Here is a 24,904-nt window from a genome sequence, read left to right as displayed (position 1 = left end):
TCAGCCCAGCCGCTCGGCCTTCAGGCGGCCTTGGCGGATCGCCTTGACGAAGGTGCGATAGTCGCGCTGGGCCTGGTCGGCATACTCGACCGAGAAATCGGCGATGGCGTCGTCGAAGGTCTCGCTGCCGCCGAGATAGCCCGCGATCATCGCCGGGTCGCCCGAGCGGGCATGGGCGCGCGCCAGCGCCCAGGCGCAGATCCGGCCGTAGGTGCGCAGGTCGCCGGCATCGAAGCTCTCGACGACGGCGCTGATCTTCATGTCGCGCAGCTGGCGGACATAGTGCGAGCGCCCGTCGAGGCCGCGCGTCCAGCCGAGGAACAGGTCGCTGGCCGACTGCATCAGCCGCTGGCCCGCCACGACGCGCTGGCCGTGATTGTCGTGCAGGCTTTTGCCGACATAGGGCTCCAGCACCGAGGGCACGGCCTCCTTGACCTGCAGGAAGATGGGATCGCGGCTGTCGGCCATGAACAGGACCACGCCGCACATCCGTCCGACGCTGCCCACGCCCACCACCTTGATGGCGAGGTCGCAGAACTCGTAGCGGTCGAACAGGGTGCGCAGATGCTCGGGCAGCGATTCGCGATACTGCCGGATGGCGTCGCCGAACTGCGTGTGGAGGCCGGGCGTCTGCTCCGGCGTCGGATGGAAGATCAGCGGCGGATCGTCCTTGATGCGCGGCGTGTCGCCGACATGGTCGGCGAGCTTGGGGAACAGATAGTCGGGGACGTTCTTCTCCTCGATCTTCTCGAGGCGCTTGCGGATGATCTCCTGCCGCTCGGGCGAGTCGACGGCCTTGATGAAGCGGTCGAGGTCGATCGCATCGTACCAGACGTCGAGCGCCCGCATCCCGGCATAGTCCGACATGCGCTCGCGATAGGAGCTGGCGGCGGCGCGGGCGGCGCGCACCGCATCGCTCTCGGCCAGGCCGATCTGGCGGCCGGCCACGACCAGGCTGGCGGCCAGGCGCTTGACGTCCCACTCCCACGGGCCGGGCAGGGTCTCGTCGAAATCGTTGATGTCGAAGATCACCCGCCGCTCGGGCGTGGCGAAGCCGCCGAAGTTGCAGAGATGGGCGTCGCCGCAGGCCTGTACCCGCAGTCCCGAGACCGGCGTCGTGGCGAGGTCGGCCGCCATGATGTCGGCGGTGCCGCGATAGAAGGCGAAGGCCGATTCCATCATGCGCCCGTGGCGGATCGGGATCAGGTGCTCGAGCCGCCCCTTGTTGGAGCGCTCGATGATCTCGACGATGTCGGCCCGGTCCTTCGGCGCCTTCCAGTGGGCATGCGAGACCCGCGGCACCGTCTCGCGGATCGCCTTCCCGGCGGCGCGCCGCTCGTCGGCATGCAGGAACGCCGGTTCCCTCTGCGTGGTCTTGCGCGCCTTTTTCATGTCTGGTCCCGCTCCATCCCCGCCCGCGTGTAGTCCCCGCGGCTCGCCCTCAGGATAGAAGCCGCCGCATTCTCCGGCCAGTGCGTCACATGCGTCGTCCAGATCGACCTGGAACGCGTCGACCCCGCAGTCTCAAAGTCCTTTGGTCTGCACGGGGTCCGCAGCCACGATTTCCGGTCCGATTTCGAGTCGATGGCTGAGGACTTCGAGATAGCCGCACTTGGTGAAGTAGATCGCGTAGTGGCGGAGACCGCGCAGATCGGACGACACGCGCTCTCTGTATCGATCCACCCATTCGGAACCGGCCACTTCACAGAGTTGATCGATGCAGTGCCGCGCCGTGAGCGGCATCAACATCTCGGAATAGAGGCTGTGGCCCTGCACGAAGCCGAAGGTGAAGATCCTGCTGAAGGTGCCGGCCGTGCGGTAGTACTGAACGGTGGCGATGAGATCCATTTCGCGGAACTCGATCTTCAGCTCGTCGCAATGCCCGTACATCGTGTCGAGCCGGAGAATCGGTTTGAACTCCATCGATGCGCCCCGTCACCGCCCCGCCGACTCACACCAGGTCGTCGAGATCGACCTTCAGCACGTCGGCAATCTTCTTCATCACCGACACGCTTCCATCCTTCTTGCCGCTCTCGATCTCGGAGATGAACGGGGCGCTGACGCCGGCGGCGGCCGCAAGCTCGCGCCCCGACAGTCCGCGATGGCTGCGCCAGACCCTGACCTTGTTTTCGCCGGCGATGAGACGGCGCACGACCTCCGCCGGTACGACCTCATCGTCACCCGCCGCAATGTCGCGCACGACCTTGTTCGCCTTCGCAATGTCGGCCTGGTCGACGAGCTGTTCGTAGTCCGCGAGCGGCAGGATGACGAGACGCTCGCCGTTCGGGGTGGTGATGATCTGCACGCTCGCCTCCTACCTGTAGATGTCGCCCCGAGGGCCGATTTCGAGGACCAGTAGCACGGTACCCTGCTCGTCCATGATGACTCTCCAGTCGCCGACACGAAGACGGATATAGGGCGATCCGGCCAAAGCCTTCACATTGTTGGCCTGGGCTTGCGGATCGGCAGCGAACTGGTCGACTTTCTCCATGATCCGCGCCGCCAGCTTGGGCTGCAGCCGGCTCAGCACCTTGAGCGCTGATTTACTGTAGGCGACTGTTGTCACGGTCTAATATTAGCTGATAGCTAATATATTAGCAAGCAACTTGTCTCATAAGCATGGCAACGGCACCGGGCGGCGAGTAACAATGTTGCACGGGGGAGCTGTATCCGCTGCATGGACAAGAAGGCTCTGAGCGAGCGCGACATCTGCACGAAATTCATCACGCCGGCCGTGACAAAGGCGGGCTGGGATGTCGACACTCAGATTCTCGAGGAAAAGTCCTTCACCAAGGGCCGCATCATGGTCCGCGGCAAGCTGGTCAGCCGCGGCGCGCTCAAGCGGGCGGACTACATCCTCTCCTACAAGCCGAACATCCCGCTCGCCGTCATCGAGGCCAAGGACAATTCCCGCAGCGTCGGCGACGGCATGCAGCAGGCGCTGGACTATGCCGAGACGCTGGGCATCCCCTTCGTCTTCTCGTCCAACGGCGACGGCTTCGTCTTTCACGATCGGACCGGCAACGCCCAGCCGGTCGAGGTCGACCTGCCCCTCGATGCCTTCCCCTCGCCCGCCGACCTGTGGGAACGCTACCGCCAATGGAAAGGGCTGACGCGAGAGGCGGAACAGATCGTCCTGCAGCCATATTATGGCGGCAAGGGCCCGCGCTACTATCAGGTCAACGCCATCAACGCCGCCGTCGAGGCCATCGCCAAGGGCCAGCAGCGCATCCTGCTCGTAATGGCGACCGGAACCGGCAAGACCTACACCGCCTTCCAGATCATCTGGCGGCTCTGGAAGGCCGGGCGCGAGAGGCGCATCCTCTTCCTGGCCAACCGCAACGTGCTGATCGACCAGACGATGGTGAACGACTTCCGCCCGTTCGGCGGCGTCATGGCCAAGCTCAGCACGCGGTCAAAGACCATCGAGAAGGCCGACGGCACGAAGGAGGAACTGGCGCTCGCCGTCGACGGCACGCGGCAGGTCGACAAGTCCCACGAGGTCTATCTCGGCCTGTACCAGTCGCTGACCGGACCGGAGGAGCGCCAGAAACTCTACAAGAGCTTCTCGCCGGGCTTCTTCGACCTCATCGTCATCGACGAATGCCACCGGGGCAGCGCCGCCGAGGACAGCGCGTGGCGGGAAATCCTCGAATACTTCGACTCGGCGACGCAGATCGGCCTCACCGCGACGCCGAAGGCAACCACCTACACCTCGAACATCGCCTATTTCGGCAAGCCGGTGTTCTCCTACACGCTGAAGCAGGGCATCCGCGACGGCTTCCTCGCGCCCTGCAAGGTCGTGAAAGTCCCTATCGACCCCGACGTCGAGGGTTACCGGCCGGAAAAGGGCCAGTTCGACCGAGACGGCGACGAGGTCGACGACCCCATCGACAACGCCAGGGACTTCGAGCGCACGCTGGTGCTCGACGACCGCACCCGGCTGGTGGCCCGGAAGGTCACGGAGTTCCTGAAGCAGAGCGGCGACCGTTTCCAGAAGACCATCGTCTTCTGCGTCGACCAGGAACATGCGGCGCGCATGCGCCAGGCGCTGGTCAACGAGAATGCCGACCTCGTGCAGGCGAATGCGCGCTACGTCATGCGCATCACCGGCAACGACAAGGAAGGCACCGACCAGCTCGGCAACTTCATCGATCCGGAATCGCCCTACCCGGTGCTGGTCACGACCTCCCGCCTGCTGTCGACCGGCGTCGATGCCCAGACCTGCCGCCTCATCGTGCTCGACCGCGAGGTCGGCTCGATGACCGAGTTCAAGCAGATCGTCGGGCGCGGCACCCGCGTCCACGAGGACACCAAGAAGTTCTATTTCACCCTGATCGACTTCCGCGGCGCCACCAACCATTTCGCCGACCCGGATTTCGACGGCGAGCCGGTGCAGATCTACGAGCCCGGGCCGGACGAATCCCCCGTCCCGCCCGACGACGAGGATCCTATCCCGCCCCAGCCGGGCGACGACGAGACCATCGTCGACGGCTTTCCCTTTCCCTCGGCATCGAAAGGCGGCTTCAGCGATCGGCGCAAGGTCTGTGTCGACGGCGTGACCGCGACCATCGTCGCCGAGCGCGTCGAGTATCTCGACGAGAACGGCAAGCTGATCACCGAGACGCTGCGCGACTTCACCAAGACCACCCTCGAGAAGCGCTTCACTAGCCTCGACGACTTCCTGAAGCGCTGGAAGGCGGCCGAGCGCAAGCAGGCGGTGATCGACGAACTCGCCGCCGAGGGCCTGCTGCTCGATCCGGTCGCCGAGGAAGTCGGCAAGGACCTCGACCCGTTCGACCTCATCTGCCACGTCGCCTTCGACCGCAAGCCGTTGACCCGCCGCGAGCGCGCCGACAACGTGAAGAAGCGCGACGTGTTCGCCAAGTACGGCCCGCAGGCCCGAGCGGTGCTCGACGCGCTGCTGGCCAAGTATGCCGACGAAGGCGTGCTCAATCTCGACGACACCAACGTGCTCCGAATCGCCCCCTTCACGGGGCTGGGCACCCCCTTTCAGCTGATCCGGGCGTTCGGCGACCGGCAAGGCTTCGAGCAGGCCGTGCGGGAGATGCAGGCCGAGCTGTACCAGGAGACCACCCAGCCTATGCACGACGATTTTCTGCCCGGCGTGTCCGCGGCGCACGTCCTTGCACGCCTGGCCAAGGCCGGCGGCGCCGAAATAGAAAGCGGGAAATTCGCCAGCCCGGAGAGTTCGGCGGCACTGGCCTGCAACACGTTCGGCTGGTTCGCCGAGCGTCCAGGCGAGCTACCGCCCCTGCCCGGCATGAAGCCGCATGCGACGGCCTCTCTGGTCGATGTCGAATACAGCGCGCGCTTTCCGTTCCGTGGCGGGAAGCACCCCTGGCTCGATGCGGTCGTGGAGACCGGCGACCAGCTTATCGGCGTCGAATCCAAGCGATTCGAGCCCTATCGGGATCGCAAGAAACCGATTTTTTCGGCCGCCTACAGCCGCGTTGACTGGGGGCCGGACCTGAAGCCCTACGAAGCGATGCGCGATGCCCTCGCGTCGGGGCAGCAGACGTTCGAATTCCTCGATGCGGCACAACTGGTGAAGCACGCCTTCGGGCTCGTGACCGACGGGCGCCGCAAGGGCAAGGCGCCGGTCCTGGTCTATCTGTTCGCGGAGCCCGCCTCCCTCAAGGGCAGCCCCATTCCCGCGGCATCGTTCGCCCGTCATCGCGAGGAGATCGCACGATTTGCCGCGGCCGTGCGGGAGGCCGAGGTTTCTTTCCAGTCGATCAGCTATAGGGAGTGGCTCGCTATGTGGCCCGCTTCGCCTTCCCCGGTGGGCGATCACGCCCGGGCGATCGTCGAGCGCTTTCACCCCTAGTCGGTCCAGTCCATGCCCGTGCGTAACGCCGTCAAATCCATCCAGGACATCATGCGCCAGGACAGTGGCGTCGATGGCGATGCCCAACGCATCAGCCAGCTGTGCTGGATGTTCTTCCTCAAGATCATCGACGACCAGGACCAGGAGCTGGAGCTCACCAAGGACGCCTATCGCTCGCCGATCCCGAAGAAGCTGCAATGGCGGAGCTGGGCGGCGGACCCCGAGGGCATCACCGGCGACGCGCTGCTCGCCTTCATCAACGGCGAGCTGTTCCCGGCGCTGAAGGAGCTGCCAACCTCGACACGGCCGGGCGACCGGCGGCGCGTCGTCAAGGACGTGTTCGAGGACGCCTACAACTACATGAAGTCCGGCCAGCTGATGCGGCAGGTGGTCAACCGCATCAACGAGATCGACTTCAACGATCTCAGCGAACGCCAGCATTTCGGCGACATCTACGAGCAGATCCTCAACGACCTGCAGTCGGCCGGCAATGCGGGTGAATACTACACGCCGCGCGCCGTGACCGCCTTCATGACCGACCGCATCGACCCGCGCCCCGGCGAGCTGCTGCTCGACCCGGCCTGCGGCACGGGCGGCTTCCTCACCGGCGCCATGCGCCACATGCGTGCCAAGTACGTGAGGAGGCCCAACGACGAAGCCACGATGCAGGCGGCGTTGCGCGCGGTCGAGAAGAAGCAGCTGCCGCATATGCTCTGCGTCACCAACATGCTGCTGCACGGCGTCGAGGACCCCAGCTTCGTGCATCACGACAATACGCTGGCGCGGCCCTACATCAGCTACAGCCAGTCCGACCGGGTCGACATCGTGCTGACCAACCCACCGTTCGGCGGCCGCGAGGAAGACGGCATCGAGAGCAACTTCCCGACGCACTTCCGCACAAAGGAAACCGCCGACCTGTTCCTCGCGCTGATCGTGCGCCTGCTGAAGACCGGCGGCCGTGCCGCCGTGGTGCTGCCGGACGGCTCGCTGTTCGGCGAGGGCGTGAAGACGCGGCTGAAGGAACACCTGATGGAGGAGTGCAACCTGCACACCATCGTGCGGCTGCCCAACTCGGTGTTCCGGCCCTATGCCTCCATCGGCACTAACCTGCTGTTCTTCGAGAAAGGCACGCCGACGAAGGACATCTGGTACTGGGAGCATCGCGTGCCCGAGGGCCAGAAGGCCTACTCGATGACCCGGCCGATCCGCCTCGAACACCTGCAGGACTGCATCGACTGGTGGGGCGGCGCCAAACGTAGGGGCCGCGACGAAGGCCCGCGCGCCTGGAAGGTGACGGCCGAAGAGGTCAAGGCCCGCGGCTACAATCTCGACATCAAGAACCCGCACACCGTCGCCGACGACCACGGCGACCCGGAAACCCTGCTGGCCGACCTCACCGCCGCCGAGGCCGAGACCGCGCGGCTGCGCGACCAGTTGAAGGCGATCCTGGCCGAGGCGCTGGCCCGATGAACGCGGAGCGGCTTCTGGCGCACTATGAGAAGATTGCCGAGGCGCCAGACGCGATCGCGCGGCTGCGGCGGTTCATCCTCGATTTGGCCGTGCGCGGGAAGCTGGTGTCGCAGGATTCGAGGGATGAACCGGCGCCGGAGTCGCTGAAGAGGGTCTCTGCAACTTCGTTGTTGTCGAGATCAGGGAAGAAGCATTCGGCAACCGCCAGCGAGCTGCCGTTCGCGCTGCCGCCTGGCTGGTCTGCCGCGAGCATTGCGCAAGTGCTGGATGAATTGCAGACGGGTCCGTTCGGCAGCTCCCTCCACCAGAGTGACTACCAAGTTGGCGGCACGCCGGTAATCAACCCTGCATCCATTCAAAATGAAAGAATAGTGCCGATCGAAAAGATGGCAGTTGGGACGGATACCCTATTGCGACTGGCCACCTTCAAGCTTCGAGCCAACGATATCGTTATGGGGCGCCGCGGTGAAATGGGCCGCTGCGCCGTTGTCTCGGAACATGAGCAGGGGTGGCTGTGTGGAACAGGAAGCCTCATCCTTCGACCGTCGCGGTGCATATTCGCGCGATTTCTGGTCCTGCTCATTGGCTCCCCGTTTTCCCGTGAATACCTCAACGGGACTGCCGTTGGTTCAACTATGCAGAACTTGAACCAGTCGATACTTCTCAGTTTGGCTTTTGGTTTGCCTCCTTTTGCGGAACAACACCGCATCGTCGCCAAGGTCGATGAATTGATGGCTCTGTGCGACCAGCTCGAGAAGTCACGGACGGCACGGGAGGAAACACGGGATCGCCTGACCGCCGCAAGCCTCGCCCGCCTCAACGATCCCGCCCCCGAGACCTTCCAGACCGACGCCCGCTTCGCCCTCGACGCGCTGCCCTCGATGACGGCGCAGCCCGATCAGATCAAGCAGCTGCGGCAGGCGATCCTTAGTCTCGCGGTGAGAGGCAGGCTCGTCCCGCAGGATCCGACGGATGAACCGACGTCAGAGTTATTAAAGCGGATCGCAAAGAAAAAAGCCGAAAGAAAAAGCCTAACAAGCGACCCGCGCATCAGGATCGCTCCCGATCCGGCACGGGCGGAGTTTCCCATGACGCTTCCGCCTGGCTGGTCGCTGCAGTCATTCGAAAACCTCTTTCTCTTCATTGACTATCGGGGCAATACGCCCCCTAAGACGGATGGTGGAATTCCGCTTATTACCGCGAAGAACATTCGCAGGGGGTACCTGAACCGCGAGCCGCGGGAATACATTTCACTGGCAACCTTCAAGACTTGGATGACGCGCGGCTTTCCCGAAGTCGGCGACCTTTTCTTCACCACCGAAGCGCCACTCGCAAACATTTGCCTGAATGATATCGAGGAGCCCTTTGCACTCGCTCAGCGTGCAATCTGCTTTCAGCCCTATGGGAAGATCAACACCCGGCTATTGATGCTGTTCTTGATGAGCGATGTCATGCAGCACCTTATCGACAGCCACGCCACTGGTATGACGGCCAGGGGGATCAAGGCAGCAAAGCTCAAACCCCTTGCAATCCCAATACCGCCTGTGCACGAGCAACAGCGTATCGTCACCCGCGTAGATATGCTGATGTCCCTTTGCGACCGACTGGAAGCGAGCCTTGCCGCGGAGGAGACAGCGCGGAGCAGGCTGCTCGATGCGCTGCTGCACGAGGCCCTGGAGCCTTCGGATGATCGACTGGAAGCGGCGGCCTGACGCCCTCATAAACGCCCGACAACACTCCCCTCACCGCGGCGCCGGCAGCGGGCGGATCTCCTCCTTGGCCAGCATGCCGAGCGCGAAGATGCGGCGGGCGACGACCAGGGCTTCACCGGCGGTGCCGACGACAGCGGCAGCGATGCGGTCGTGGGTGGCCTTCATCGCGAACTCGACGACGCTGCTCATGACGGCAGTCGAGGAGGCCGACAGGAGGACGTGCGAGATGATGCGCCAGACGGCGCGCGCGCTATGGCGCAGCCCGTAGATCAGCATCAGGTCCTTCACCAGCGCGACGCCGATGCCCACCACGACCAGCGCGTCGAGCGCGGGGTGCGGACAGGCCGCCACGCCGAGGCTGGCGCGCAGCGCGGCGCGCTGGATGCGGTCGTCGGCCAGGCGATCCATCGGCACGAAGATCTCGCGGTTCAGAAGATCGATCACGTCGGCGTCGGTGTGCTGCGGCTGCAGCGCGGCCGAGACGGCGCCGAGCTTGCCGCGCACCTCGGGATTGCCGGCGTAGAGCGCCTCGAGGACGCCGACCAGGCGGCCGCCGCTGCCGACGCCGCCCAGCCGCGCCAGATGCTCGGCGAGTTCCCTCGCCCGCTCCGCCGACTTCAGCCGCGCATAGGCGCGGGCCTGGCCGGCCACCAGCCACAAGGTCGAGACCAGCAGCGCCACCAGCAGGCCGAACTGCGCCAGGTCGAGCACGCTGCCCTGCTCGATCGCACTGCGCAGCAGCGAGACCGCGCCGTCGACGACGAACAGCACCAGCAGCAGGCCGGCCGAGCCCAGCGCCAGCTTGGCCGGCCAGCGGATCGCCGGCGGGCGCGTCGTCACCTCGGGCAGGACCTCGTCGAGCGAGGGCGCGTCGGCCGGCGGCAGGTCGCCCGGCCGGAACTCCATGTCGACGAGGCGGCGGGGGGTCTCGGCGTTGGTGGTGCTCATGAGGATGCTCACGCGAGGAGGAACTGGAGGACCTTGTCGAGATTGACGTGCGGCAGCGGGCGGTCGCGGAAGGCGGGGCCCAGGCGCGGCGGCTCGAAGCGGCGGATGTTGAAGCCCTGCTCGGCCCACTGGTCGGCGGCGGGGATGGTGCCGGGGATCACGCCGGGCTGGATGTCGAGCACCTCAGCTCGGCCGGCCGGGATGCCGCGCAGGAAGGGCGTGGCGAGCCCGTTGACCTTGAGCTTGAGGTCGGTGGTCGCGCGCACCGAGGCCACGGCCAGCAGGCCCGACTGCCGCGCCGTCGCCTGCAGGAACGGCTCCCCGATCAGGTCGCGCAGCAGGTTGACCAAGTTGGCATGCTGGTCGGCGGTGACATGGTCGGCCTTGGTGGCGGCCAGCGCCAGCCGGTCGACCCGGGCGAGCGGCAGCAGGCGCAGCAGCGGGTTGCGCAGATCGTCGAAGGCGTCGCTGATGCTGCGGATGGCGAGGCCGAGATCGGCGAAGGCGTCACGGCCCTGCTGCAGCGCCGACAGCAGATCGACCAGCAGCACCTGCTTGCCCATGCGGCCGAACACCTCGCCGTAGAACTGCCGCACCTGCTTCAGGTAGGCGGCGTGGCGGCGCAGTAGTGCGGCGCCCATCGTGCCGCTGCGGGGCCCACGCACGCCCGAGCGCACGGTGGAGAGCGGGAAGAACAAGGCGGCCGGATCGACCGTTTCGTCGGCCAGCGCAAAGCGGCCGGGCTGCACGAAGCACAGGCTGCGCTCCTCGCGGCAGCGCAGGAGATAGTCGCGATAGAGCAGGCCGATGCGCGCCAGCTCGGCGGGATTCTCCGGCGCGGCGGGATCGAGCGCGCGCACGGCGGCGAGCCAGGGTGCCGCGAGATCGTGCCGGCCGGCGCTGTTGGCCAGCTCCTCCATCTGCCGCGACCAGTCGCGGAACGACTGGGTCAGCATCGGCAGGTCCAGAAGCCATTCGCCGGGATAGTCGATGAGATCGAGATCGGTGGTGGCCGTCGACGACAGCGCCGAGCGCAACAGGCCGACATCGCCGTGCCGGATGCGCACCCTGAGGCCGCTCAAGCCGGTGGTCGGCGCCGGCCAGGCCGGCGGCTCGGCGAGCAACTGGTCCAGCCGCTCCTCGACGGGAAAGCGCGGCACGCCGGGGATCGCCAGCAGTTCGACGTCGCGCACATGCTCGCGCCAGGGAAAGAACGGGAAGGCCGCCATCGGCGCCTGCGCCGCCGTGCGGAGCGCATGGGCGAAGGCGGTGATGAACACGGTCTTGCCCGAGCGCTGCAGCCCGGTCACGGCGATGCGATGCCGCCGCTGCCCCAGCGGCGAGGCGTCGAACGCCGCCGCCAGCCCCTCCAGGGTGGAATCGGCCGCGTTTTTCAGACGGGAAAGAGGTGTCACCAGGTCGTCGCCTCGAAGCATGTCCTTGGATGTGGGGTGTCACCACGTCCGAAAGATGGCAAGGCGACGGAGATCATATGCGATGGTCCCGGCGTATAGAGAAGGCTGAATGACGATCCCCTCGAAACGCCTCCTCAGGGGCGCCCTGTTCGCGAGCCTGGCCGCCGGCGTGATCCTCGCCGCCGTCGCGATCGCCCTCGCCCCGCCGCGTGCCGCGCCGCCTTCGTTCGAGCGCATGAGCGCCGCGCAGGCCTGGGCGGATCTCGAGAGCAGCCGCCCGGTCGGCCATCTCATCCGCCTGGTCGCCTTCGATCCGCAGAAGGAGCCGTGGCTGGCGATCGACCGGCTGGAACGGCTCGGGCCGCCGGACCAGCTCTATTCGTTCGTCGCGAGCTACGAGGAAATGGCGGGCTACACGGCGAAGCAGGCGCTGGAGAAGAACGGGCTGCGCCTGGGCGAGGGCCAGCACGTCTCGGCCGTCATCTTCCCGCGGCGCACCGAGCTCTATCCGGCCAATGCGCGCGGCCTGCTGCAGATCATCCGCGCGGTGGAGCAGGAGAAAGGCGAGACGATCGGCCAGCGCTTCCTCGAAGGCGCGAACGCACTCACCGGGGCCGAGGCGAAGGAGCTGCAATCGACCGACAGCGCCTCGTATCGCGTGAGCGATTTCCGCGACAGCTATCCGCGCTATTGCGAACTCGCGCGCCGATTCAACTGCGGCCCGGCCCCCTATCCCGCCAGCCGCTTCATCGGCAGCCTCTATCACGACTGGCATCCGCTGGGATTTTCCCAGATCGAGCCGGCCCGCGATCCCTGCACCCTGCCCGCCGCGCACTACTGCGCCTTCGTCGACTGGTCGACGGCGCGGGCCGAGTTCCTGCCGCGCTTCGGCAGCCGCGCCTTCTTCACGAAGAACCTCGAGGTCGCGAAGATCCCCGGCCGCATCCTGATCGACTTCGACCGGCCCGACCGGCAGATCATTCCCTATATCGGCGCGACGGCCGACTGACCCCGGAGAGAAGCATGTCCGAGACGACCCGCGCCTTCGCCGTTCGACTGATGCAGGACGTCTGGGAGAGGTTCGATCCCGCCGCCGTGCCGCGCTTCTATCATGCCGACATGGTCGGCCATCATCGCGCGCAGGTGCTGACCCGCGACGACGTCGTGCGGCGCCTCGAATGGGACCGGCTCCATTTCAGCGACGCCGCCTACGACATCCAGGACATCGTCGCCGACACCGACCGCTTCGCCCTCCGCTTCGTCCATGCCTGCACCCTCATCGCCAGCGGCCAGCGCTTCACCACCGAGGTGAACTATTTCTACCGGATGCGCGACGACAGGATCTCCGCCTTCTGGCTGCTGAGCGACGCCGACTTCGACTACAGGGCGCGGCCCTAGGGGCGGCGTCACTCAAACCAAAAAGCCTCCGGCGAATCCGGGGCGATGCAGGAGGCCGTATGAGACTGCATAAGCAAGCTCTTTTCCTGGCAAACATTCAACTCGGTCAGGGCAGTCCGGAGGCGCGGGCCATCCTGACGGCTTGCGATCGCCTGAACGGCATCTTGTCGAATCTCGATTCGAAGACCTCCGTGCTTCTCAGGGTAAACGCGATGGTTGTTGCGGCCCTCGCCTACGTCCTGATCATAAATGGCAGCGACCTTCTTCAGGTCGGCAACAGCACGTTGCGCCTGCTCGGCATCGTCGTTGGCCATGCGAGCCTGATAGCAACGATTGCAAGTTGTTGCTTTGCCTTTCCCGTCATTAACTTCGAAGGAGATTTTTTCGGCGTCTCTTTTGGCGAGAAAGAGGGTGATCCCGCAGCACTCGACGAGGCGGTTCTGGCCAGAAGATCTTCCACCGTCGCCAGAAAGGTCTGGTTCTACGGCTGGGCATGGCGCCTCGCCGCGCTGGGAAGCATTGGCTTTTCCCTGTTGGCGTTCCTGGCAACCCTGCATGTGAAGTAGCAGCGGCGAACCGGCGCCCCCTAGGCCACCTCAAGGCCGCCCCCAAGGATAGCGCTCTCTCCCCGCCGCACCCCCCGTATTAAGTGGCTTGTTGTTCCTGTTTTGTTCGCATACGAGTCGGTCCAGCAAGGAGGTGCTGGATGACCGGTCTCACGCTTCACGACGTCGCCACGGGCAGGCATCCCGTCGGCATCGAATGCGACCGCTGCGTGCGTCGCGTGGTCGTCACCGCCGCCGCATTGAAGGCCGTGGCGGGCGACCGCCGGACGCTCGCAGAGGCCGGCGTGGTCTGCGGCAAGTGCGGCTCGCGCGCCTTCAGCGTCACGCGCTTCCTGTCGGCCGCCTCCGTGCGCTCCTTCGTGCGCAATCACTGAGGGAGGCGACGATGATGCGTGGCGACCTGCCTCTCCCGCCGCCGCCGCCCGTGCGCGTGCGCTGCAATACCTCGGAGGAACTCGAGCGGGCCTTCCCGCACACCACCGCCATCATCCACCGCGGCGGCTGGACGTCGTTGGAACTGGCCGAGCTGAGCGGCTGGATGAAGCCGTTCGGCGACGTGCGCAGCGGCGAGTTCAACGGCATCCGGCACTTCTACTTCACCTGCCCCGAGCAGGCCGCGAAACTCCGCGAACATGCGCTGGAGACGCGGCTTCATCGCCTCAAGGCTCACTGCACGCGTGGCGCCACGCGCGAGGAAGTGGCGCTGGAATGGGAGCGCATGGCGGCCGAGCGCGAGGAGATCCTCGCCTGGGGCCGCCTGACCGGCATGACCCGCCAGGTGGTCGCCCATTACCGCGCCGAGCGGCATGTCGGCACCTATTCCTACACCGCGCATTTCAACGCCGCGAAGATCATCGAAAAGGCCCATCCCACCATCTCCGACCCGCGCAACCATGCAGGCGTGATGATCGAATGGGCGGAGCGGGAACACCGGGCATGGTTCTGGCGTTGCTGCCGCGGCCTGCACCATCTGTAAGGGAGAGCCCATGTCCGTCGCTTTCGAATACCTGCCCAATGCCCGGGATCTGGGGGCAAGGGATCCGCTCGACCGGGAAGCCGCTCTGATCCGGCGTGCTTTCGAGCTTGCGGCGGACCAGCCCTACGGCTTCACCTTCGATGACCTGGAGCAGGTCGAGGCCTATCGCACGCGGCGCGCGGGTACCTCCACCTTGCTGGAGTGCGTCGCCAGCCTCACCGACGGCCGCCGCTTCCACCTCGCCCATGTCGCGGGCCCGCACCGGCCGGATTCGGTGACGGTGACGCAGCTCATGACCCACGAGCCCCCGCCCGCGACCGGCGCCGACCGCGTCTCGCCCTGGATCGACGACGTGGCCGAACTCAACCACACGCTCGGCCTCCCCCTGATCCCGCCGCCGCCTACGCCCGTGATCCTGCCGCTGCCGGCGCGGCACTAGAAACGCAGCGGGGAGCTTGCGGCGACCTGCGGTCTCGCCCACAAGCTCCCCCGATGACCAAGCAGCACTCCCACAAGCGGCCGCCCTCCTCCCGCGAACGGCCGGACGTGATCGCCGCGCAGAAGGTGCTGGCGGAGATGTGGCCGGGGCCGGCGCGCGAGAGTTCCGTGACGCTCCTGAAGGCGCTGCACGTGCTGACGCGCGACGGCGGGCTGAACCTCGACACGCGGCGCAAGCTGAAGCAGGTGCTGCATCTCGTGCAGCTGCTGCGCCCCTCGATCGACGCGCTGCTGGCGCCAGAGAACGGTGAAGACGGAAACGATCCGGTGATCGCCGATCTCGGCACCGGCAAATCCTATCTCGGCTTCATCCTCTACGATCTGGTGATCGGCCCGGCCGGGCGCGGCTCGATCGTCGGCATCGACGTGCGCGCCGAACTGGTCGAGCGCTCGCAGCAGCTCGCGAAAGCCTGCGGCTTCGAGCGCATGTCTTTCGTGGCCGGCGGCATCGCCGACACGGTGCTGCCGGGTGGTCACGCCGAGGGGGGCCGCGCCGACATGGTGACGGCGCTGCATGCCTGCGACACCGCCACCGACGATGCGATCCGCTTCGCGTTGCGCCACGAGGCCAAGGTGGTGGCGCTGATCCCCTGCTGCCAGGCCGAGGTCGCGTCGCTGCTCGAGCATGCGAAGCCGGGGCCGATCGACCAGCTGTGGCGCCATCCGATGCACCGCCGCGAGTTCGGCGCCCATGCCACCAACGTGCTGCGCGGCCTGGTGCTCGAAGCCAAGGGCTACAAGGTGCGCGTCACCGAGTTCACCGGCCTCGAACACACGCTGAAGAACGAACTGATCCTCGCGACCCGCCACCAGCAGAGCAATCCCGTCGCCCGCCGCAAGCTCGATCAGCTCGTCGAGCAGCTGGGCGTGCGGCCGGGCCTGCTGGATGTGATGGACGCGCCTGCGTCCTGAGGCTGCGTCACCTCAGCACCGCGTGCGCAGACCGCCTCAACGCCTCACGTTGCCGGCCTTCGTCGCACCTCTCGACGGGAGCTGAAAGACCTCATGGGGAGGGTTTAGGGCTGGCCCCTCCCCGGCGAGCCACTGTCTCGCAAGAGCCTGGTCCGTGAAGAGGCGGATACGCCGACGGTGTCCTATCCGGTCTTTCAGCAGGATCGCCATGTCCACCAGAAGCGGCGGCGGGGTCTTGCCCAAATAAATCGCGATGGGCCCAGACCGGATAGGTCCTCCCAGGCGCGTACTGGCGACCATGCTCTCCATGTCCTGGTTGCTCAGCTTGATGTCGACCCGGCTGAGATCGAACAACTTGCAAAAGCCTGCTGCGCCCTCTGCACGCATGGCCTCTCGAAACGCCGTCGCAAAGTAGATGTCGAATACGCCGATGCCGCGAATCACGACCAGCTGTTCCGGCCGGTAGATCGTCCATCCCAAGGCACCCATAACGCTACCCCCTCTGACTTACCCCTGTCGGTAGTACTCCCTCCCGCCGAGTATTCTGTGATCACTCGCGAGGAAGAGTCATCATATTTCGCGCCGGCGGCCGATAGAAACGCTAGACATTGAAGCGTCAGTGAAGCTTTCGGCGCATTGCCTCCGCCATCGAGCGCTTGTCGCTGGTCGCCCACCAAAGGGCAGCTGCACGCTGATCGTCGTCGCCCCGAAGTTGATCGCCTCGAATAGATAGGCGGCCGGGCAGGTTCTCTTCAGGGACTGGCGGACTGCTTCTTCAGCTCGGTGTTCATTGCGGCCACCCGATCGAGCATTTCGGGCAGGCTTTCAGGCCCCACAGCATCAGAGCCAGATACGCGACAACAGCGATCCAGAACCCTTTGGGGTCACCTTGGCGGGCGAGAAGTTTCCGCGAGCCGGACGTCACGCGGCCTATCCAGGCGATGCCCCCGAAGAAGACCGTGAAGAGCAATAGATCCGCAGCGATGGACAGGGAATGTGGGTGCATTGGTTGTACTGCTCGCGAGAATCCGAAAATATTCAGTGACCGCGTGCTTGAGAGCGGACGGTCCCATTAGGGGGAAGCGCGGCTGGGGATTGCAAGAACCGTCCGGGCCGCCGTCAGGCACGCCGCGAGCCTCGATCGGTCACCTTCCAGGCATCACCGATCTACAACCCGCGCGCGGCAAAAGCGGCCTGGGAATCGGCGCAACGATGGCGGCGGAGGCGGCGTTGAGCGGCCTGAACCCGCACCGGCGCCACCCCAGCAGGAGCCAGCCATGGCAAGCCCCCGCGAAAACGATGTGAAAAGACGCACCCTGATGGCGGCGACCGTCGCCACGGCGGCAGTCGGCGCCGTGGCCCCACGGGCCGGGGCGCAGACGACTCCCGCTCCCCCTGCCCCGCAGGCGCCGTCGAGTGGCGCCGTACCGGCGCTGAAAATTTCCTTCACCGTCAACGGCAAGCCGCGCGATCTCGAACTCGATCCGCGCACGACCCTGCTCGACGCGCTGCGCGAGGGGCTGCATCTCGGCGGCACCAAGAAGGGCTGCGATCACGGCCAGTGCGGCGCCTGCACGGTGATCCTCGACGGGCGGCGCATCAATTCCTGCCTGACGCTGGCGGTCATGCACCAGGGCGGCGAGATCACCACCATCGAGGGGTTGGGCACGCCCGACAAGCTGCATCCGATGCAGGCCGCCTTCGTGAAGCATGACGGCTACCAGTGCGGCTACTGCACGCCGGGCCAGATCTGCTCGGCAGTCGCGGTGCTGGCGGAGATCGAGGCCGGCATCCCGAGCCATGTCACCGCCGACCTCAATGCCAAGCCCCCGCTCGACGACGCCGAGCTGCGCGAGCGCATGAGCGGCAACATCTGCCGCTGCGGCGCCTATTCCAACATCGTCGAGGCCATCGGCGACGTCGCCGGGAGGAAGGCATGAAGCCCTTCACCTACGAACGCGCCGCCTCGCCCGCCGAGGCCGCCCGCGCGGCCGCGGACCGGCCGGACGCGCGCTTCATCGCCGGCGGCACCAACCTACTCGACCTGATGAAGCTGCAGATCGAGACGCCGGCGCATCTGATCGACGTCAATGGCCTCGGCCTCGACAAGATCGAGGCGAAACCGGACGGCGGCCTGCGCATCGGCGCCCTGGTGCGCAACACCGATCTCGCCGCCGATGCGCGGGTGCGGCGCGACTATGCGGTTCTGTCGCGCGCGCTGCTGTCGGGCGCCTCGGGCCAGTTGCGCAACCGCGCCACGACGGCGGGCAATCTCCTGCAGCGCACGCGCTGTCCCTATTTCTACGACACCAACATGGCGTGCAACAAACGCCGCCCCGGCAGCGGCTGTTCGGCGCTGGGCGGCTACAGCCGCCAGCTCGCGGTGGTGGGCGGCAGCAACGCCTGCATCGCCACCCATCCCGGCGACATGCCGGTGGCGATGCGCGTCCTCGACGCCACGGTGGAGACGATGACACCCAAGGGCCAAACGCGCACCATCCCGATCGCCGACTTCCATCGCCTGCCCGGCGACACGCCCGAGATCGAGACGGTGCTGGAGCGCGGCGAACTGATCACGTCGGTCACGCTGCCCAAGCCGGCCGGCGGCACGCATCACTATCGCAAGGTGCGCGACCGCGCGTCCTACGCCTTCGCCCTCGTCTCGGTCGCCGCCATCGTCCAGCCCGACGGCAGCGGCCGGGTGGCGCTGGGCGGCGTGGCGCCCAAGCCGTGGCGCAACGAGGACGCCGAAGCAGACATGGCGCGCGGGGCGAAGCCGGTGATGGCCAGGCTGCTCGCCGGTGCAAAACCCACCGAAGAGAACAAGTTCAAACTGCCGCTGGCCGAGCGCGCGCTCGCCGCCGTGCTGGCCGACGCGAAGGGCTGAGCCATGAAATTCGACACGCCCGCCACGACCAATCCGATCGACCGGCTGAAGATCGTCGGCCAGCCGCTCGACCGCATCGAGGGACCGCTGAAGACCACGGGCACCGCGCCCTATGCCTATGAGCGTCACGACGTGGCGCCCGACGCGGCCTATGGCCATGTGCTGGGATCGGCCATCGCCAAGGGCCGCATCGCCTCCATGGATATCGCCGCCGCAAAGGCCGCGCCCGGCGTGCTGGCCATCGTCACGGCGGAGAATGCCGGCAAGCTCGGCAAGGGCGAGTACAATACAGCGACGCTGCTGGGCGGACCCGACATCGAGCACTATCACCAGGCCGTCGCCCTGGTCGTCGCCGAGACCTTCGAGCAGGCGCGCCATGCCGCCGGGCTGATCGAGGTCGCGTACACGCCGGCCAAGGGCGCCTTCGATCTCGCGGCATCCCGCGACAAGGCCAAGCCCGCCGGCACGGACGACGAGCCCGCCGACAGTGCGGTCGGCGATTTCGACGCAGCCTTTGCCGCCGCGCCGGTGCAGCTCGATGCCACCTACACCACGCCCGACCAGTCGCACGCGATGATGGAGCCGCACGCCACAATCGCTTCGTGGAAGGGCGACAGGCTCTCGCTGTGGACCTCGAACCAGATGATCGCCTGGAGCGTCGGCGACGTGGCGAAGACCCTGCATATGCCCAAGGACAAGGTCCACCTGATGTCGCCGTATATCGGCGGTGGCTTCGGCGGCAAGCTGTGGGTGCGTGCCGACGCGGTGCTGGCGGCGCTCGGCGCGCGAGCAGCCAGGCGCCCGGTCAAGGTGGCGCTGCAGCGGCCCCTGATGATGAACAACACCACCCACCGTCCGGCAACGATCCAGCGCCTGCGCATCGGGGCGGCGAAGGACGGCACGATCACGGCGATCGGCCATGACAGCTGGTCGGGCGACCTGCCCGAGGGCAAGCCGGAAACCGCGATCATGCAGACGCGGCTGCTCTATGCCGGCGCCAACCGGCTGACCCGCCAGCGGCTGGCCGTGCTCGATCTGCCCGAGGGCAATTCGATGCGCGCGCCCGGCGAGGCGCCCGGCATGATGGCGCTGGAGATCGCGATGGACGAGATGGCCGAGAAGCTCGGCCTCGATCCGATCGAGTTCCGTATCCGCAACGACACCCAGGTCGATCCCGAGCGGCCCACACGCCCCTTCTCCCAGCGCCAGCTCACCGAGTGCCTGCGGACCGGGGCCGAGCGCTTCGGCTGGTCGGCCCGCAAGGCCACGCCGCGGCAGGCGCGCGACGGGCGCTCGCTGGTCGGCCTCGGCATGGCCGCTGCCTATCGCGGGTCGCCGGTGATCAAGTCGGGCGCGCGGGTGCGGCTCGACGCAAAGGGCGTCGTCACCGTCGAGACCGACATGACCGACATCGGCACCGGCAGCTACACGATCATCGCCCAGACCGCCGCCGAGATGATGGGCGTGCCGCTCGACAAGGTGGTGGTGCGGCTGGGCGATTCGGCTTTCCCGGTGTCGGCCGGGTCGGGCGGCCAGTTCGGCGGCAACTCCTCGACCGCCGGCGTCTACGCCGCCTGCCTGAAGCTGCGCGAGGCGGTTACCGCCAAGCTCGGCCTCAACGCCGCCGACGCGCAATTCGCCGACGGCCAGGTCCGCTCGGGCGACCGCCGCATCGCGCTCGCCGAGGCGGCCAGGGGGACTGAGCTGGTGGCCGAGGATGCGATCGAGTTCGGCGGCCTCGACAAGAAGCATCAGCTGTCGACCTTCGGCGGGCATTTCGTCGAGGTGGCCGTCGATGCCGATACCGCCGAGGTGCGGATCCGGCGCATGCTGGCGGTCTGCGCCTCGGGCCGCATCCTCAACCCGAAATCGGCGCGCAGCCAGGTGATCGGCGCCATGACCATGGGCGCCGGCGCGGCGCTGATGGAGGAGCTGGCGGTCGACACGCGCCACGGCTTCTTCGTCAACCACGACCTCGCGGGTTACGAGGTGCCGGTGCACGCCGACATCCCGCACCAGGAAGTGATCTTCCTCGACGAGACCGATCCCCTGTCCTCGCCGATGAAGGCCAAGGGCGTCGGCGAACTCGGCATCTGCGGCGTCGCCGCCGCCGTGGCGAACGCGATCTACAACGCCACCGGCGTCCGGGTGCGCGACTATCCGATCACGCTGGACAAGCTTTTGGAGGAGATGCCGGACGTCGGGTAACCCGCCCTCACCCTGAGGAGCGCTCCTCTGGAGCGCGTCTCGAAGGGTCGAACGAGCACCCCGCCTGACGCCCATCCTTCGAGACGGTCGCTGCGCGACCTCCTCAGGATGAGGTGGTGTGCGGGGCGCACAGGCCGACCGCTCTCACCCCACCACGCACTTCGCCGGCAGCGGCGTGCCATCGAGCACGTAGAAGATGTTCTCGACCGCCTGCACGGCGACCCTCTCCAGCGACTGGCGGGTCGAGCCGCCGATATGTGGCGTGAAGACGACGTTCTTCTGCTTCCACAGCGGATGATCGGGATTGGGCGGCTCGACGACGAAAGTGTCGAGCGCGGCGCCGGCGAGATGGCCGCTCTCCAGCGCCGCCACGAGGGCCACGTCGTCGACCAGCGGGCCGCGCCCGGCATTCACCAGGAACGTACCCTTACGCATGCGGGCGAGCGCCGCCGCATCGATCATGCGGTCGGTCTCCTCGGTCAGCGGACAATGCAGGCTGACGATGTCCGCCCATTCGAGCAGCTCGCCCAGGACATCGACGCGGCCGACGCCCTCGGGGATTGCGTCGGGCAAGAGGTAGGGATCGTAGATCCGGATCTCGAGATCGAACGGCCGGCAGAGTGCCACCAGCGACGAGCCGACGGCGCCGCAGCCGACAATAGCGAGCTTCGAGCCTGACAGCTCGCGGCCCATGAAGGCCGATTGCGGCCAGGTGCCCTGCTTCAGCGCGGTGTCGAACGGCGCCATGTAGCGCAGCACCGAGATCATCATTCCCAGCGCCAGCTCGGCCACCGAGCGGGCATTGGCGCCGTGGGTGCGCAGCACCGCGATGCCGCGCGCACTGGCGGCTGCAACGTCGATATTGTCGTAGCCGACGCCGTGCTTGGACACGACCCGCAGGTCGGGCGCGGCGTTATAGACAGCCGGCGTGATCTTGGTGGTCCGCACCAGGATCGCATGCGTCGGCGCCTCCGCCACCGCCGCGATCATCTCGGCCTCGGTGGCCCGCGTCGGCAACATACGCACCTCGGCGCCACGCGCCTCGAGCAACGCCAGCGCGGCGGGCGCGAGCACGTCGGAGTTGATGATGATTCGTGGGCTGTTTTTCATTGAGGCACCCTCTCCCGACGCTAAGACAGCGGGATGGTGTTTAGCCGGATTGGCGGATGGGGGCGAGCGGTGAGCGGCGGGAATTCGTCAAGAATCTGGCTGATGGTACCCGCTCCCAGAGCGCCGAAGACAGCAAGAGTCCCAAGCGCGCAGCCCAGAGTCATTGCTTCCGCCTTCTCTCCTGCCAGTCATCGATTCCCACTTCATTGGCGACTGACCGGTTTGCGAACGTCAAACCACCAAAAGGCGAATGTGGCGGTGACAACAGGCAGGAGAAGCAAACCTATCCACATGCCACTTCAACAAACAGATAGTCAGGGCTTATTTGCGTTATCCGACGATAGCCGCAGTAAACGATATTCTGAGTCAGTCGATTTGATTCAAGCGAAGCCTTCAGGCCTTCTGACCAATGCTCTACCGGCAGGAGTAGCTCGTTGGAAGCGCTTCGTATCAGGATCCGATCCCACGGGAATCGCTGATAAGCATAGCAAACGGTGAAAGCAGAACTTGAATGTGCCTTTTGCGGAATATCGCAAACCGCCAGCTTTGCCAGCGCGTAGGGAATCATCCGGTCTTCTGCGCTCCGGTAGATTTCAGGATAGAGAATACGCGAGATCGTTATCGCGCCGATGAATGCCCAAGAGGCGGCTCTCAAGAATTCTCGTTGCTGCAGGCGCATCACCAGCATGACCACGCTTGAAGCAAGATACGCGAACAGAACAAACAGCCATGCGAAGTCATACCATCGGGCTCTACTCCCTCCGGTACGGAACTCGTTTGCCAGTTCCCCGACAAGCACAAGAGCAAGAGCAACACCCGCGAAAACCGCTATCGGACCAAGCGCTCGCGCAACACGTTGCATCAGAGGACCTAACTTTGGATTGTCTCGGCCTGACATTTATCATGCCATGGACGTATGTGTCGTTGGCACTAACACTGGCTTTTTCCTCCCCGACACTGGGCCGTTCCCGTTAAGAGCGCTGCCGAGCTAAGGACAGATCAGGACCAGGCCGCCCCAGAACAGCGGCAGTACCGCGAGCGGGATCCAGACGAGCGGCACGATGCGCAGCGCGATAAGGATGACGCCGGCGATCTGGACGGCGACCAGCCAAGGGAACAGGCTTCTGAACAGCGCCATGCTCATTGTGTGGCCCAGGGCGTGAAGGCAATACACACCCTTGTCGACGTAATCGGGCGGTACGCGATCGAGAGTGGATACCTGCGAGAATAAGATCGCCCACGCGGTAACGAACGCGATGGCCAGCCGGAGGAGGACCGACGGGCGATCTATCCATTCAATCAGCCGATGGTACGAGTTCATCAACGAAGCATCTCGCAGGCCTCAGGAGCGAGTTGCAACATAGCATGAGCAGCAAACGTTTGAAGGAGTCAGCAATGCGGGATGACCCTCGCCATCGACGGGCCATCAATCATGCCCGAACGGCCCAACTGAACCATTCATGGATCACATCTTCGTCTCGAGGAAGATCCAGACCGTGCTACTCCGCCTGCAACACCCCATCCTTGATCATCTGCGCCGCGGCAGCGTCTTCCTTCTTCAGGAGGGCGTCGAACGCGTCGGGGCTCAGCGCGCGCGGCTCGCTGCCGAGGCCCTTCAGCTTCGCCTGGACATCGGGATCGTCGAGCACCTTCTGCAGCGCGTCGCCCAGCAGCTTGATCGTGGCGGGCGGCGTCCTGGCGGGCGCGAGCAGGCCGGTGACGGCGACGACCTCGAAGCCCTTCAGGCCGAGCTCGTTGAGGGTCGGTGTCTGCGGCAGGTCGGCGGCGCGCTGCAGGCTGGTCACCGCCAGCGGTTTGAAGGCGCCGGCGCGCAGCTGGCCGAGCGAGTTCGGGAGCTCGTCGACGACGGCATCGACGGTGCCGCCCAGCGGGTCGGCGGTGGCCGCCGCCGCACCTTTGTAGGCAACGGCGGTGAACGTCACGCCGAGCCGCTGCTCCAGGCGCAGCAGCGCGAGATGGCTGGTCGTGCCGTTGCCGGCATGGCCGATCCACACCGCTGCCTGGTTGGCCTTGGCAAAGGCCGCCAGCTCGGCGAAGCTCTGGAAGCGGCTGGTTGCCGGGACTTCGATCACCAGCGGCGTCTCCGAAACGGTGCCGAGGCCCGCGAAGTCGTCCACCGTGTAAGGCGGCTTGGCCCCCAGGCGGGGCGCCAGCACCAGGCTGGCCGTGCCGGCCAGCACCAGCGTATGGCCGTCGGGCTTGGCCTTCGCGGCGGCGGTCCGGGCGATCAGGCCGGCGGCACCCGGGCGGTTCTCGATGACGAAGGGCTGACCCAGCACTTTCGACAGCGCCTGGCCGACGGTGCGCGCGGTCACGTCGATATTTCCACCGGGCGCGTAGCCCACGAGGATGGTGATCGGTTTGCCGGGAAAATCCTGGGCGCTCGCCGCGGCCATGCCGATGACCGGCGGGCCGACGAACGAGACGCCGAGCGCAACGAAAATCCTTCTACACAAGAAACCTCCGGAAACCTTCGCCCGGAGGCTCTTGTCAGGCGATGCGGCGTCGTTGGTGCGGCGGCGTTCCGCCGCTCGGATCAGCAGCGCGCGTAGCGTTGGCGGTAGCCGTCGTAATACTGGGTGCCGCAGGCGACCTGCTGCTGCACGACCTGGTCGGCGTAGCCGTTCTGGCCGCGGTTCGTGACGGTCACGGTCGTCATCCGGGGACCCTGATTATAACCGTTGTTATAGCCGTAGCCCTGGTTGCCATAGTAGGCCGGCGCGGGCTGCGAATAGGCGTAGCGTTGCGGCGGCGGCGGCGCGTAATAGCCGTTGTTGTACGCGGGCTGATAGCCGGTCGGCTGGCCGTAGCCATCGCCCTGGCACGCCGCGGCGGCCATGCCGATGCCGCCAACAAGCACAAGCCTCGCAAAGGTCGTCAGCATTTCTCTCCCTCCAGCCCATATCCGGGCATACAACCATCATCGGAAGCG

At 66.2% G+C, this 24,904-nt stretch carries 25 protein-coding genes and 1 pseudogene; 14 read left to right on the top strand and 12 right to left on the bottom strand.

What is annotated here, in order from left to right; translation table 11 throughout:
* The 4 genes from ACT6UX_RS25145 to ACT6UX_RS25130 all read right to left on the bottom strand — a co-directional run bounded on the left by ACT6UX_RS25145 (position 1) and on the right by ACT6UX_RS25130 (position 2,566).
* Complete coding sequence (locus ACT6UX_RS25145; RefSeq protein ID WP_444777893.1) at positions 1 to 1,392, bottom strand: DUF2252 domain-containing protein; 1,392 nt, start codon at positions 1,390 to 1,392, stop codon at positions 1 to 3.
* 132 nt (positions 1,393 to 1,524) lie between these two features.
* Positions 1,525 to 1,923, bottom strand: a complete 399-nt coding sequence (locus ACT6UX_RS25140; RefSeq protein WP_444777892.1) for a hypothetical protein — start codon at positions 1,921 to 1,923, stop codon at positions 1,525 to 1,527.
* Positions 1,924 to 1,951: 28 nt separating this feature from the next.
* Positions 1,952 to 2,305, bottom strand: a complete 354-nt coding sequence (locus ACT6UX_RS25135) for a helix-turn-helix domain-containing protein (RefSeq protein WP_444777891.1) — start codon at positions 2,303 to 2,305, stop codon at positions 1,952 to 1,954.
* A 9-nt stretch (positions 2,306 to 2,314) separates the two neighbouring features.
* The gene (locus ACT6UX_RS25130; RefSeq protein WP_444777890.1) at positions 2,315 to 2,566 is read right to left on the bottom strand and encodes a type II toxin-antitoxin system RelE family toxin; all 252 of its coding nucleotides are present in this window, start codon (positions 2,564 to 2,566) and stop codon (positions 2,315 to 2,317) included.
* 111 nt (positions 2,567 to 2,677) lie between these two features.
* Between ACT6UX_RS25130 and hsdR the strand changes: the two are divergent.
* The 4 genes and pseudogenes from hsdR to ACT6UX_RS25110 all read left to right on the top strand — a co-directional run.
* Positions 2,678 to 5,095 (top strand): annotated as a pseudogene (gene hsdR / locus ACT6UX_RS25125) (EcoAI/FtnUII family type I restriction enzme subunit R); the annotation flags it as partial.
* Positions 5,069 to 5,851 (top strand): PGN_0703 family putative restriction endonuclease, encoded by a 783-nt coding sequence (locus ACT6UX_RS25120; protein WP_444777909.1) that lies wholly within the window; start codon positions 5,069 to 5,071, stop codon positions 5,849 to 5,851. The pseudogene hsdR and the gene ACT6UX_RS25120, both read left to right, overlap by 27 nt.
* A 12-nt stretch (positions 5,852 to 5,863) precedes the next feature.
* Positions 5,864 to 7,321: an N-6 DNA methylase gene (locus ACT6UX_RS25115; protein WP_444777889.1), complete on the top strand. Its 1,458-nt coding sequence runs from the start codon at positions 5,864 to 5,866 to the stop codon at positions 7,319 to 7,321.
* On the top strand, positions 7,318 to 9,033 hold the full coding sequence (locus ACT6UX_RS25110; protein WP_444777888.1) for a restriction endonuclease subunit S: 1,716 nt from the start codon (positions 7,318 to 7,320) through the stop codon (positions 9,031 to 9,033). Before ACT6UX_RS25115 ends, ACT6UX_RS25110 begins: the two co-directional genes overlap by 4 nt.
* 30 nt (positions 9,034 to 9,063) lie before the next feature.
* On the opposite strand, the gene ACT6UX_RS25105 is transcribed toward ACT6UX_RS25110, so the two are convergent.
* Together ACT6UX_RS25105 and ACT6UX_RS25100 are read right to left on the bottom strand one after the other, a co-directional pair.
* The gene (locus ACT6UX_RS25105) at positions 9,064 to 9,981 is read right to left on the bottom strand and encodes a DUF697 domain-containing protein (protein ID WP_444777887.1); all 918 of its coding nucleotides are present in this window, start codon (positions 9,979 to 9,981) and stop codon (positions 9,064 to 9,066) included.
* An 8-nt stretch (positions 9,982 to 9,989) separates the two neighbouring features.
* Entirely contained in the window at positions 9,990 to 11,396 is a 1,407-nt protein-coding gene (locus tag ACT6UX_RS25100; RefSeq protein WP_444777886.1) for a YcjX family protein, read from the bottom strand.
* A gap of 109 nt (positions 11,397 to 11,505) precedes the next feature.
* Here ACT6UX_RS25100 and ACT6UX_RS25095 point away from each other — a divergent pair, with 109 nt between their 5' ends.
* The 7 genes from ACT6UX_RS25095 to ACT6UX_RS25065 all read left to right on the top strand — a co-directional run bounded on the left by ACT6UX_RS25095 (position 11,506) and on the right by ACT6UX_RS25065 (position 15,746).
* Positions 11,506 to 12,405 (top strand): hypothetical protein, encoded by a 900-nt coding sequence (locus ACT6UX_RS25095; RefSeq protein WP_444777885.1) that lies wholly within the window; start codon positions 11,506 to 11,508, stop codon positions 12,403 to 12,405.
* 14 nt (positions 12,406 to 12,419) lie between these two features.
* Positions 12,420 to 12,794, top strand: coding sequence for an ester cyclase (locus ACT6UX_RS25090; RefSeq protein WP_444777884.1), 375 nt, complete (start codon positions 12,420 to 12,422; stop codon positions 12,792 to 12,794).
* A gap of 59 nt (positions 12,795 to 12,853) precedes the next feature.
* Entirely contained in the window at positions 12,854 to 13,360 is a 507-nt protein-coding gene (locus tag ACT6UX_RS25085; protein WP_444777883.1) for a hypothetical protein, read from the top strand.
* A gap of 140 nt (positions 13,361 to 13,500) precedes the next feature.
* Positions 13,501 to 13,734, top strand: coding sequence for a hypothetical protein (locus tag ACT6UX_RS25080; protein ID WP_444777882.1), 234 nt, complete (start codon positions 13,501 to 13,503; stop codon positions 13,732 to 13,734).
* 11 nt (positions 13,735 to 13,745) lie between these two features.
* Positions 13,746 to 14,336: a hypothetical protein gene (locus tag ACT6UX_RS25075; protein ID WP_444777881.1), complete on the top strand. Its 591-nt coding sequence runs from the start codon at positions 13,746 to 13,748 to the stop codon at positions 14,334 to 14,336.
* Between the two features lie 10 nt (positions 14,337 to 14,346).
* Positions 14,347 to 14,775: a hypothetical protein gene (locus ACT6UX_RS25070; protein WP_444777880.1), complete on the top strand. Its 429-nt coding sequence runs from the start codon at positions 14,347 to 14,349 to the stop codon at positions 14,773 to 14,775.
* A gap of 53 nt (positions 14,776 to 14,828) precedes the next feature.
* Positions 14,829 to 15,746, top strand: a complete 918-nt coding sequence (locus ACT6UX_RS25065) for a class I SAM-dependent methyltransferase (protein ID WP_444777879.1) — start codon at positions 14,829 to 14,831, stop codon at positions 15,744 to 15,746.
* A gap of 36 nt (positions 15,747 to 15,782) precedes the next feature.
* On the opposite strand, the gene ACT6UX_RS25060 is transcribed toward ACT6UX_RS25065, so the two are convergent.
* Entirely contained in the window at positions 15,783 to 16,235 is a 453-nt protein-coding gene (locus ACT6UX_RS25060) for a hypothetical protein (protein WP_444777878.1), read from the bottom strand.
* Positions 16,236 to 17,023: 788 nt separating this feature from the next.
* Here ACT6UX_RS25060 and paoA point away from each other — a divergent pair.
* From paoA to paoC, 3 genes are read left to right on the top strand one after another with little or no spacing between them, the layout of a single operon-like run.
* Entirely contained in the window at positions 17,024 to 17,686 is a 663-nt protein-coding gene (gene paoA, locus ACT6UX_RS25055; protein WP_444777877.1) for an aldehyde dehydrogenase iron-sulfur subunit PaoA, read from the top strand.
* Positions 17,683 to 18,633, top strand: a complete 951-nt coding sequence (locus ACT6UX_RS25050; RefSeq protein ID WP_444777876.1) for an FAD binding domain-containing protein — start codon at positions 17,683 to 17,685, stop codon at positions 18,631 to 18,633. Before paoA ends, ACT6UX_RS25050 begins: the two co-directional genes overlap by 4 nt.
* 3 nt (positions 18,634 to 18,636) lie before the next feature.
* Positions 18,637 to 20,841, top strand: coding sequence for an aldehyde oxidoreductase molybdenum-binding subunit PaoC (gene paoC / locus ACT6UX_RS25045; RefSeq protein ID WP_444777875.1), 2,205 nt, complete (start codon positions 18,637 to 18,639; stop codon positions 20,839 to 20,841).
* Between the two features lie 144 nt (positions 20,842 to 20,985).
* Here paoC and ACT6UX_RS25040 read toward each other — a convergent pair whose 3' ends face one another.
* The 5 genes from ACT6UX_RS25040 to ACT6UX_RS25020 form a co-directional block, all read right to left on the bottom strand.
* Positions 20,986 to 21,951, bottom strand: coding sequence for a hydroxyacid dehydrogenase (locus ACT6UX_RS25040; RefSeq protein WP_444777874.1), 966 nt, complete (start codon positions 21,949 to 21,951; stop codon positions 20,986 to 20,988).
* A gap of 283 nt (positions 21,952 to 22,234) precedes the next feature.
* Entirely contained in the window at positions 22,235 to 22,813 is a 579-nt protein-coding gene (locus ACT6UX_RS25035) for a hypothetical protein (protein WP_444777873.1), read from the bottom strand.
* A 126-nt stretch (positions 22,814 to 22,939) separates the two neighbouring features.
* Positions 22,940 to 23,272, bottom strand: a complete 333-nt coding sequence (locus ACT6UX_RS25030) for a hypothetical protein (RefSeq protein ID WP_444777872.1) — start codon at positions 23,270 to 23,272, stop codon at positions 22,940 to 22,942.
* A gap of 178 nt (positions 23,273 to 23,450) precedes the next feature.
* On the bottom strand, positions 23,451 to 24,428 hold the full coding sequence (locus tag ACT6UX_RS25025) for a Bug family tripartite tricarboxylate transporter substrate binding protein (protein ID WP_444777871.1): 978 nt from the start codon (positions 24,426 to 24,428) through the stop codon (positions 23,451 to 23,453).
* An 80-nt stretch (positions 24,429 to 24,508) separates the two neighbouring features.
* Positions 24,509 to 24,856, bottom strand: coding sequence for a hypothetical protein (locus tag ACT6UX_RS25020; RefSeq protein WP_444777870.1), 348 nt, complete (start codon positions 24,854 to 24,856; stop codon positions 24,509 to 24,511).
* Between the last annotated feature and the right edge of the window lie 48 nt (positions 24,857 to 24,904).

Origin of the sequence: Reyranella sp., from assembly GCF_052439685.1 — a bacterium.
Taxonomy (GTDB): domain Bacteria; phylum Pseudomonadota; class Alphaproteobacteria; order Reyranellales; family Reyranellaceae; genus Reyranella.
This window is presented reverse-complemented; position numbering and strand designations above follow the sequence as displayed.

What these genes read in the sequence shown, in the direction of transcription:
- ACT6UX_RS25145 (WP_444777893.1), bottom strand. Translation starts at nt 1,392, where the DNA reads ATGAAAAAGGCGCGCAAGACCACGCAGAGGGAACCGGCGTTCCTGCAT.
- ACT6UX_RS25140 (WP_444777892.1), bottom strand. Translation starts at nt 1,923, where the DNA reads ATGGAGTTCAAACCGATTCTCCGGCTCGACACGATGTACGGGCATTGC.
- ACT6UX_RS25120 (WP_444777909.1), top strand. Translation starts at nt 5,069, where the DNA reads ATGCAGGCCGAGCTGTACCAGGAGACCACCCAGCCTATGCACGACGAT.
- ACT6UX_RS25115 (WP_444777889.1), top strand. Translation starts at nt 5,864, where the DNA reads ATGCCCGTGCGTAACGCCGTCAAATCCATCCAGGACATCATGCGCCAG.
- ACT6UX_RS25110 (WP_444777888.1), top strand. Translation starts at nt 7,318, where the DNA reads ATGAACGCGGAGCGGCTTCTGGCGCACTATGAGAAGATTGCCGAGGCG.
- ACT6UX_RS25105 (WP_444777887.1), bottom strand. Translation starts at nt 9,981, where the DNA reads ATGAGCACCACCAACGCCGAGACCCCCCGCCGCCTCGTCGACATGGAG.
- ACT6UX_RS25095 (WP_444777885.1), top strand. Translation starts at nt 11,506, where the DNA reads ATGACGATCCCCTCGAAACGCCTCCTCAGGGGCGCCCTGTTCGCGAGC.
- ACT6UX_RS25090 (WP_444777884.1), top strand. Translation starts at nt 12,420, where the DNA reads ATGTCCGAGACGACCCGCGCCTTCGCCGTTCGACTGATGCAGGACGTC.
- ACT6UX_RS25085 (WP_444777883.1), top strand. Translation starts at nt 12,854, where the DNA reads ATGAGACTGCATAAGCAAGCTCTTTTCCTGGCAAACATTCAACTCGGT.
- ACT6UX_RS25080 (WP_444777882.1), top strand. Translation starts at nt 13,501, where the DNA reads ATGACCGGTCTCACGCTTCACGACGTCGCCACGGGCAGGCATCCCGTC.
- ACT6UX_RS25075 (WP_444777881.1), top strand. Translation starts at nt 13,746, where the DNA reads ATGATGCGTGGCGACCTGCCTCTCCCGCCGCCGCCGCCCGTGCGCGTG.
- ACT6UX_RS25070 (WP_444777880.1), top strand. Translation starts at nt 14,347, where the DNA reads ATGTCCGTCGCTTTCGAATACCTGCCCAATGCCCGGGATCTGGGGGCA.
- ACT6UX_RS25065 (WP_444777879.1), top strand. Translation starts at nt 14,829, where the DNA reads ATGACCAAGCAGCACTCCCACAAGCGGCCGCCCTCCTCCCGCGAACGG.
- ACT6UX_RS25060 (WP_444777878.1), bottom strand. Translation starts at nt 16,235, where the DNA reads ATGGGTGCCTTGGGATGGACGATCTACCGGCCGGAACAGCTGGTCGTG.
- paoA (WP_444777877.1), top strand. Translation starts at nt 17,024, where the DNA reads ATGGCAAGCCCCCGCGAAAACGATGTGAAAAGACGCACCCTGATGGCG.
- ACT6UX_RS25050 (WP_444777876.1), top strand. Translation starts at nt 17,683, where the DNA reads ATGAAGCCCTTCACCTACGAACGCGCCGCCTCGCCCGCCGAGGCCGCC.
- paoC (WP_444777875.1), top strand. Translation starts at nt 18,637, where the DNA reads ATGAAATTCGACACGCCCGCCACGACCAATCCGATCGACCGGCTGAAG.
- ACT6UX_RS25040 (WP_444777874.1), bottom strand. Translation starts at nt 21,951, where the DNA reads ATGAAAAACAGCCCACGAATCATCATCAACTCCGACGTGCTCGCGCCC.
- ACT6UX_RS25035 (WP_444777873.1), bottom strand. Translation starts at nt 22,813, where the DNA reads ATGCAACGTGTTGCGCGAGCGCTTGGTCCGATAGCGGTTTTCGCGGGT.
- ACT6UX_RS25030 (WP_444777872.1), bottom strand. Translation starts at nt 23,272, where the DNA reads ATGAACTCGTACCATCGGCTGATTGAATGGATAGATCGCCCGTCGGTC.
- ACT6UX_RS25020 (WP_444777870.1), bottom strand. Translation starts at nt 24,856, where the DNA reads ATGCTGACGACCTTTGCGAGGCTTGTGCTTGTTGGCGGCATCGGCATG.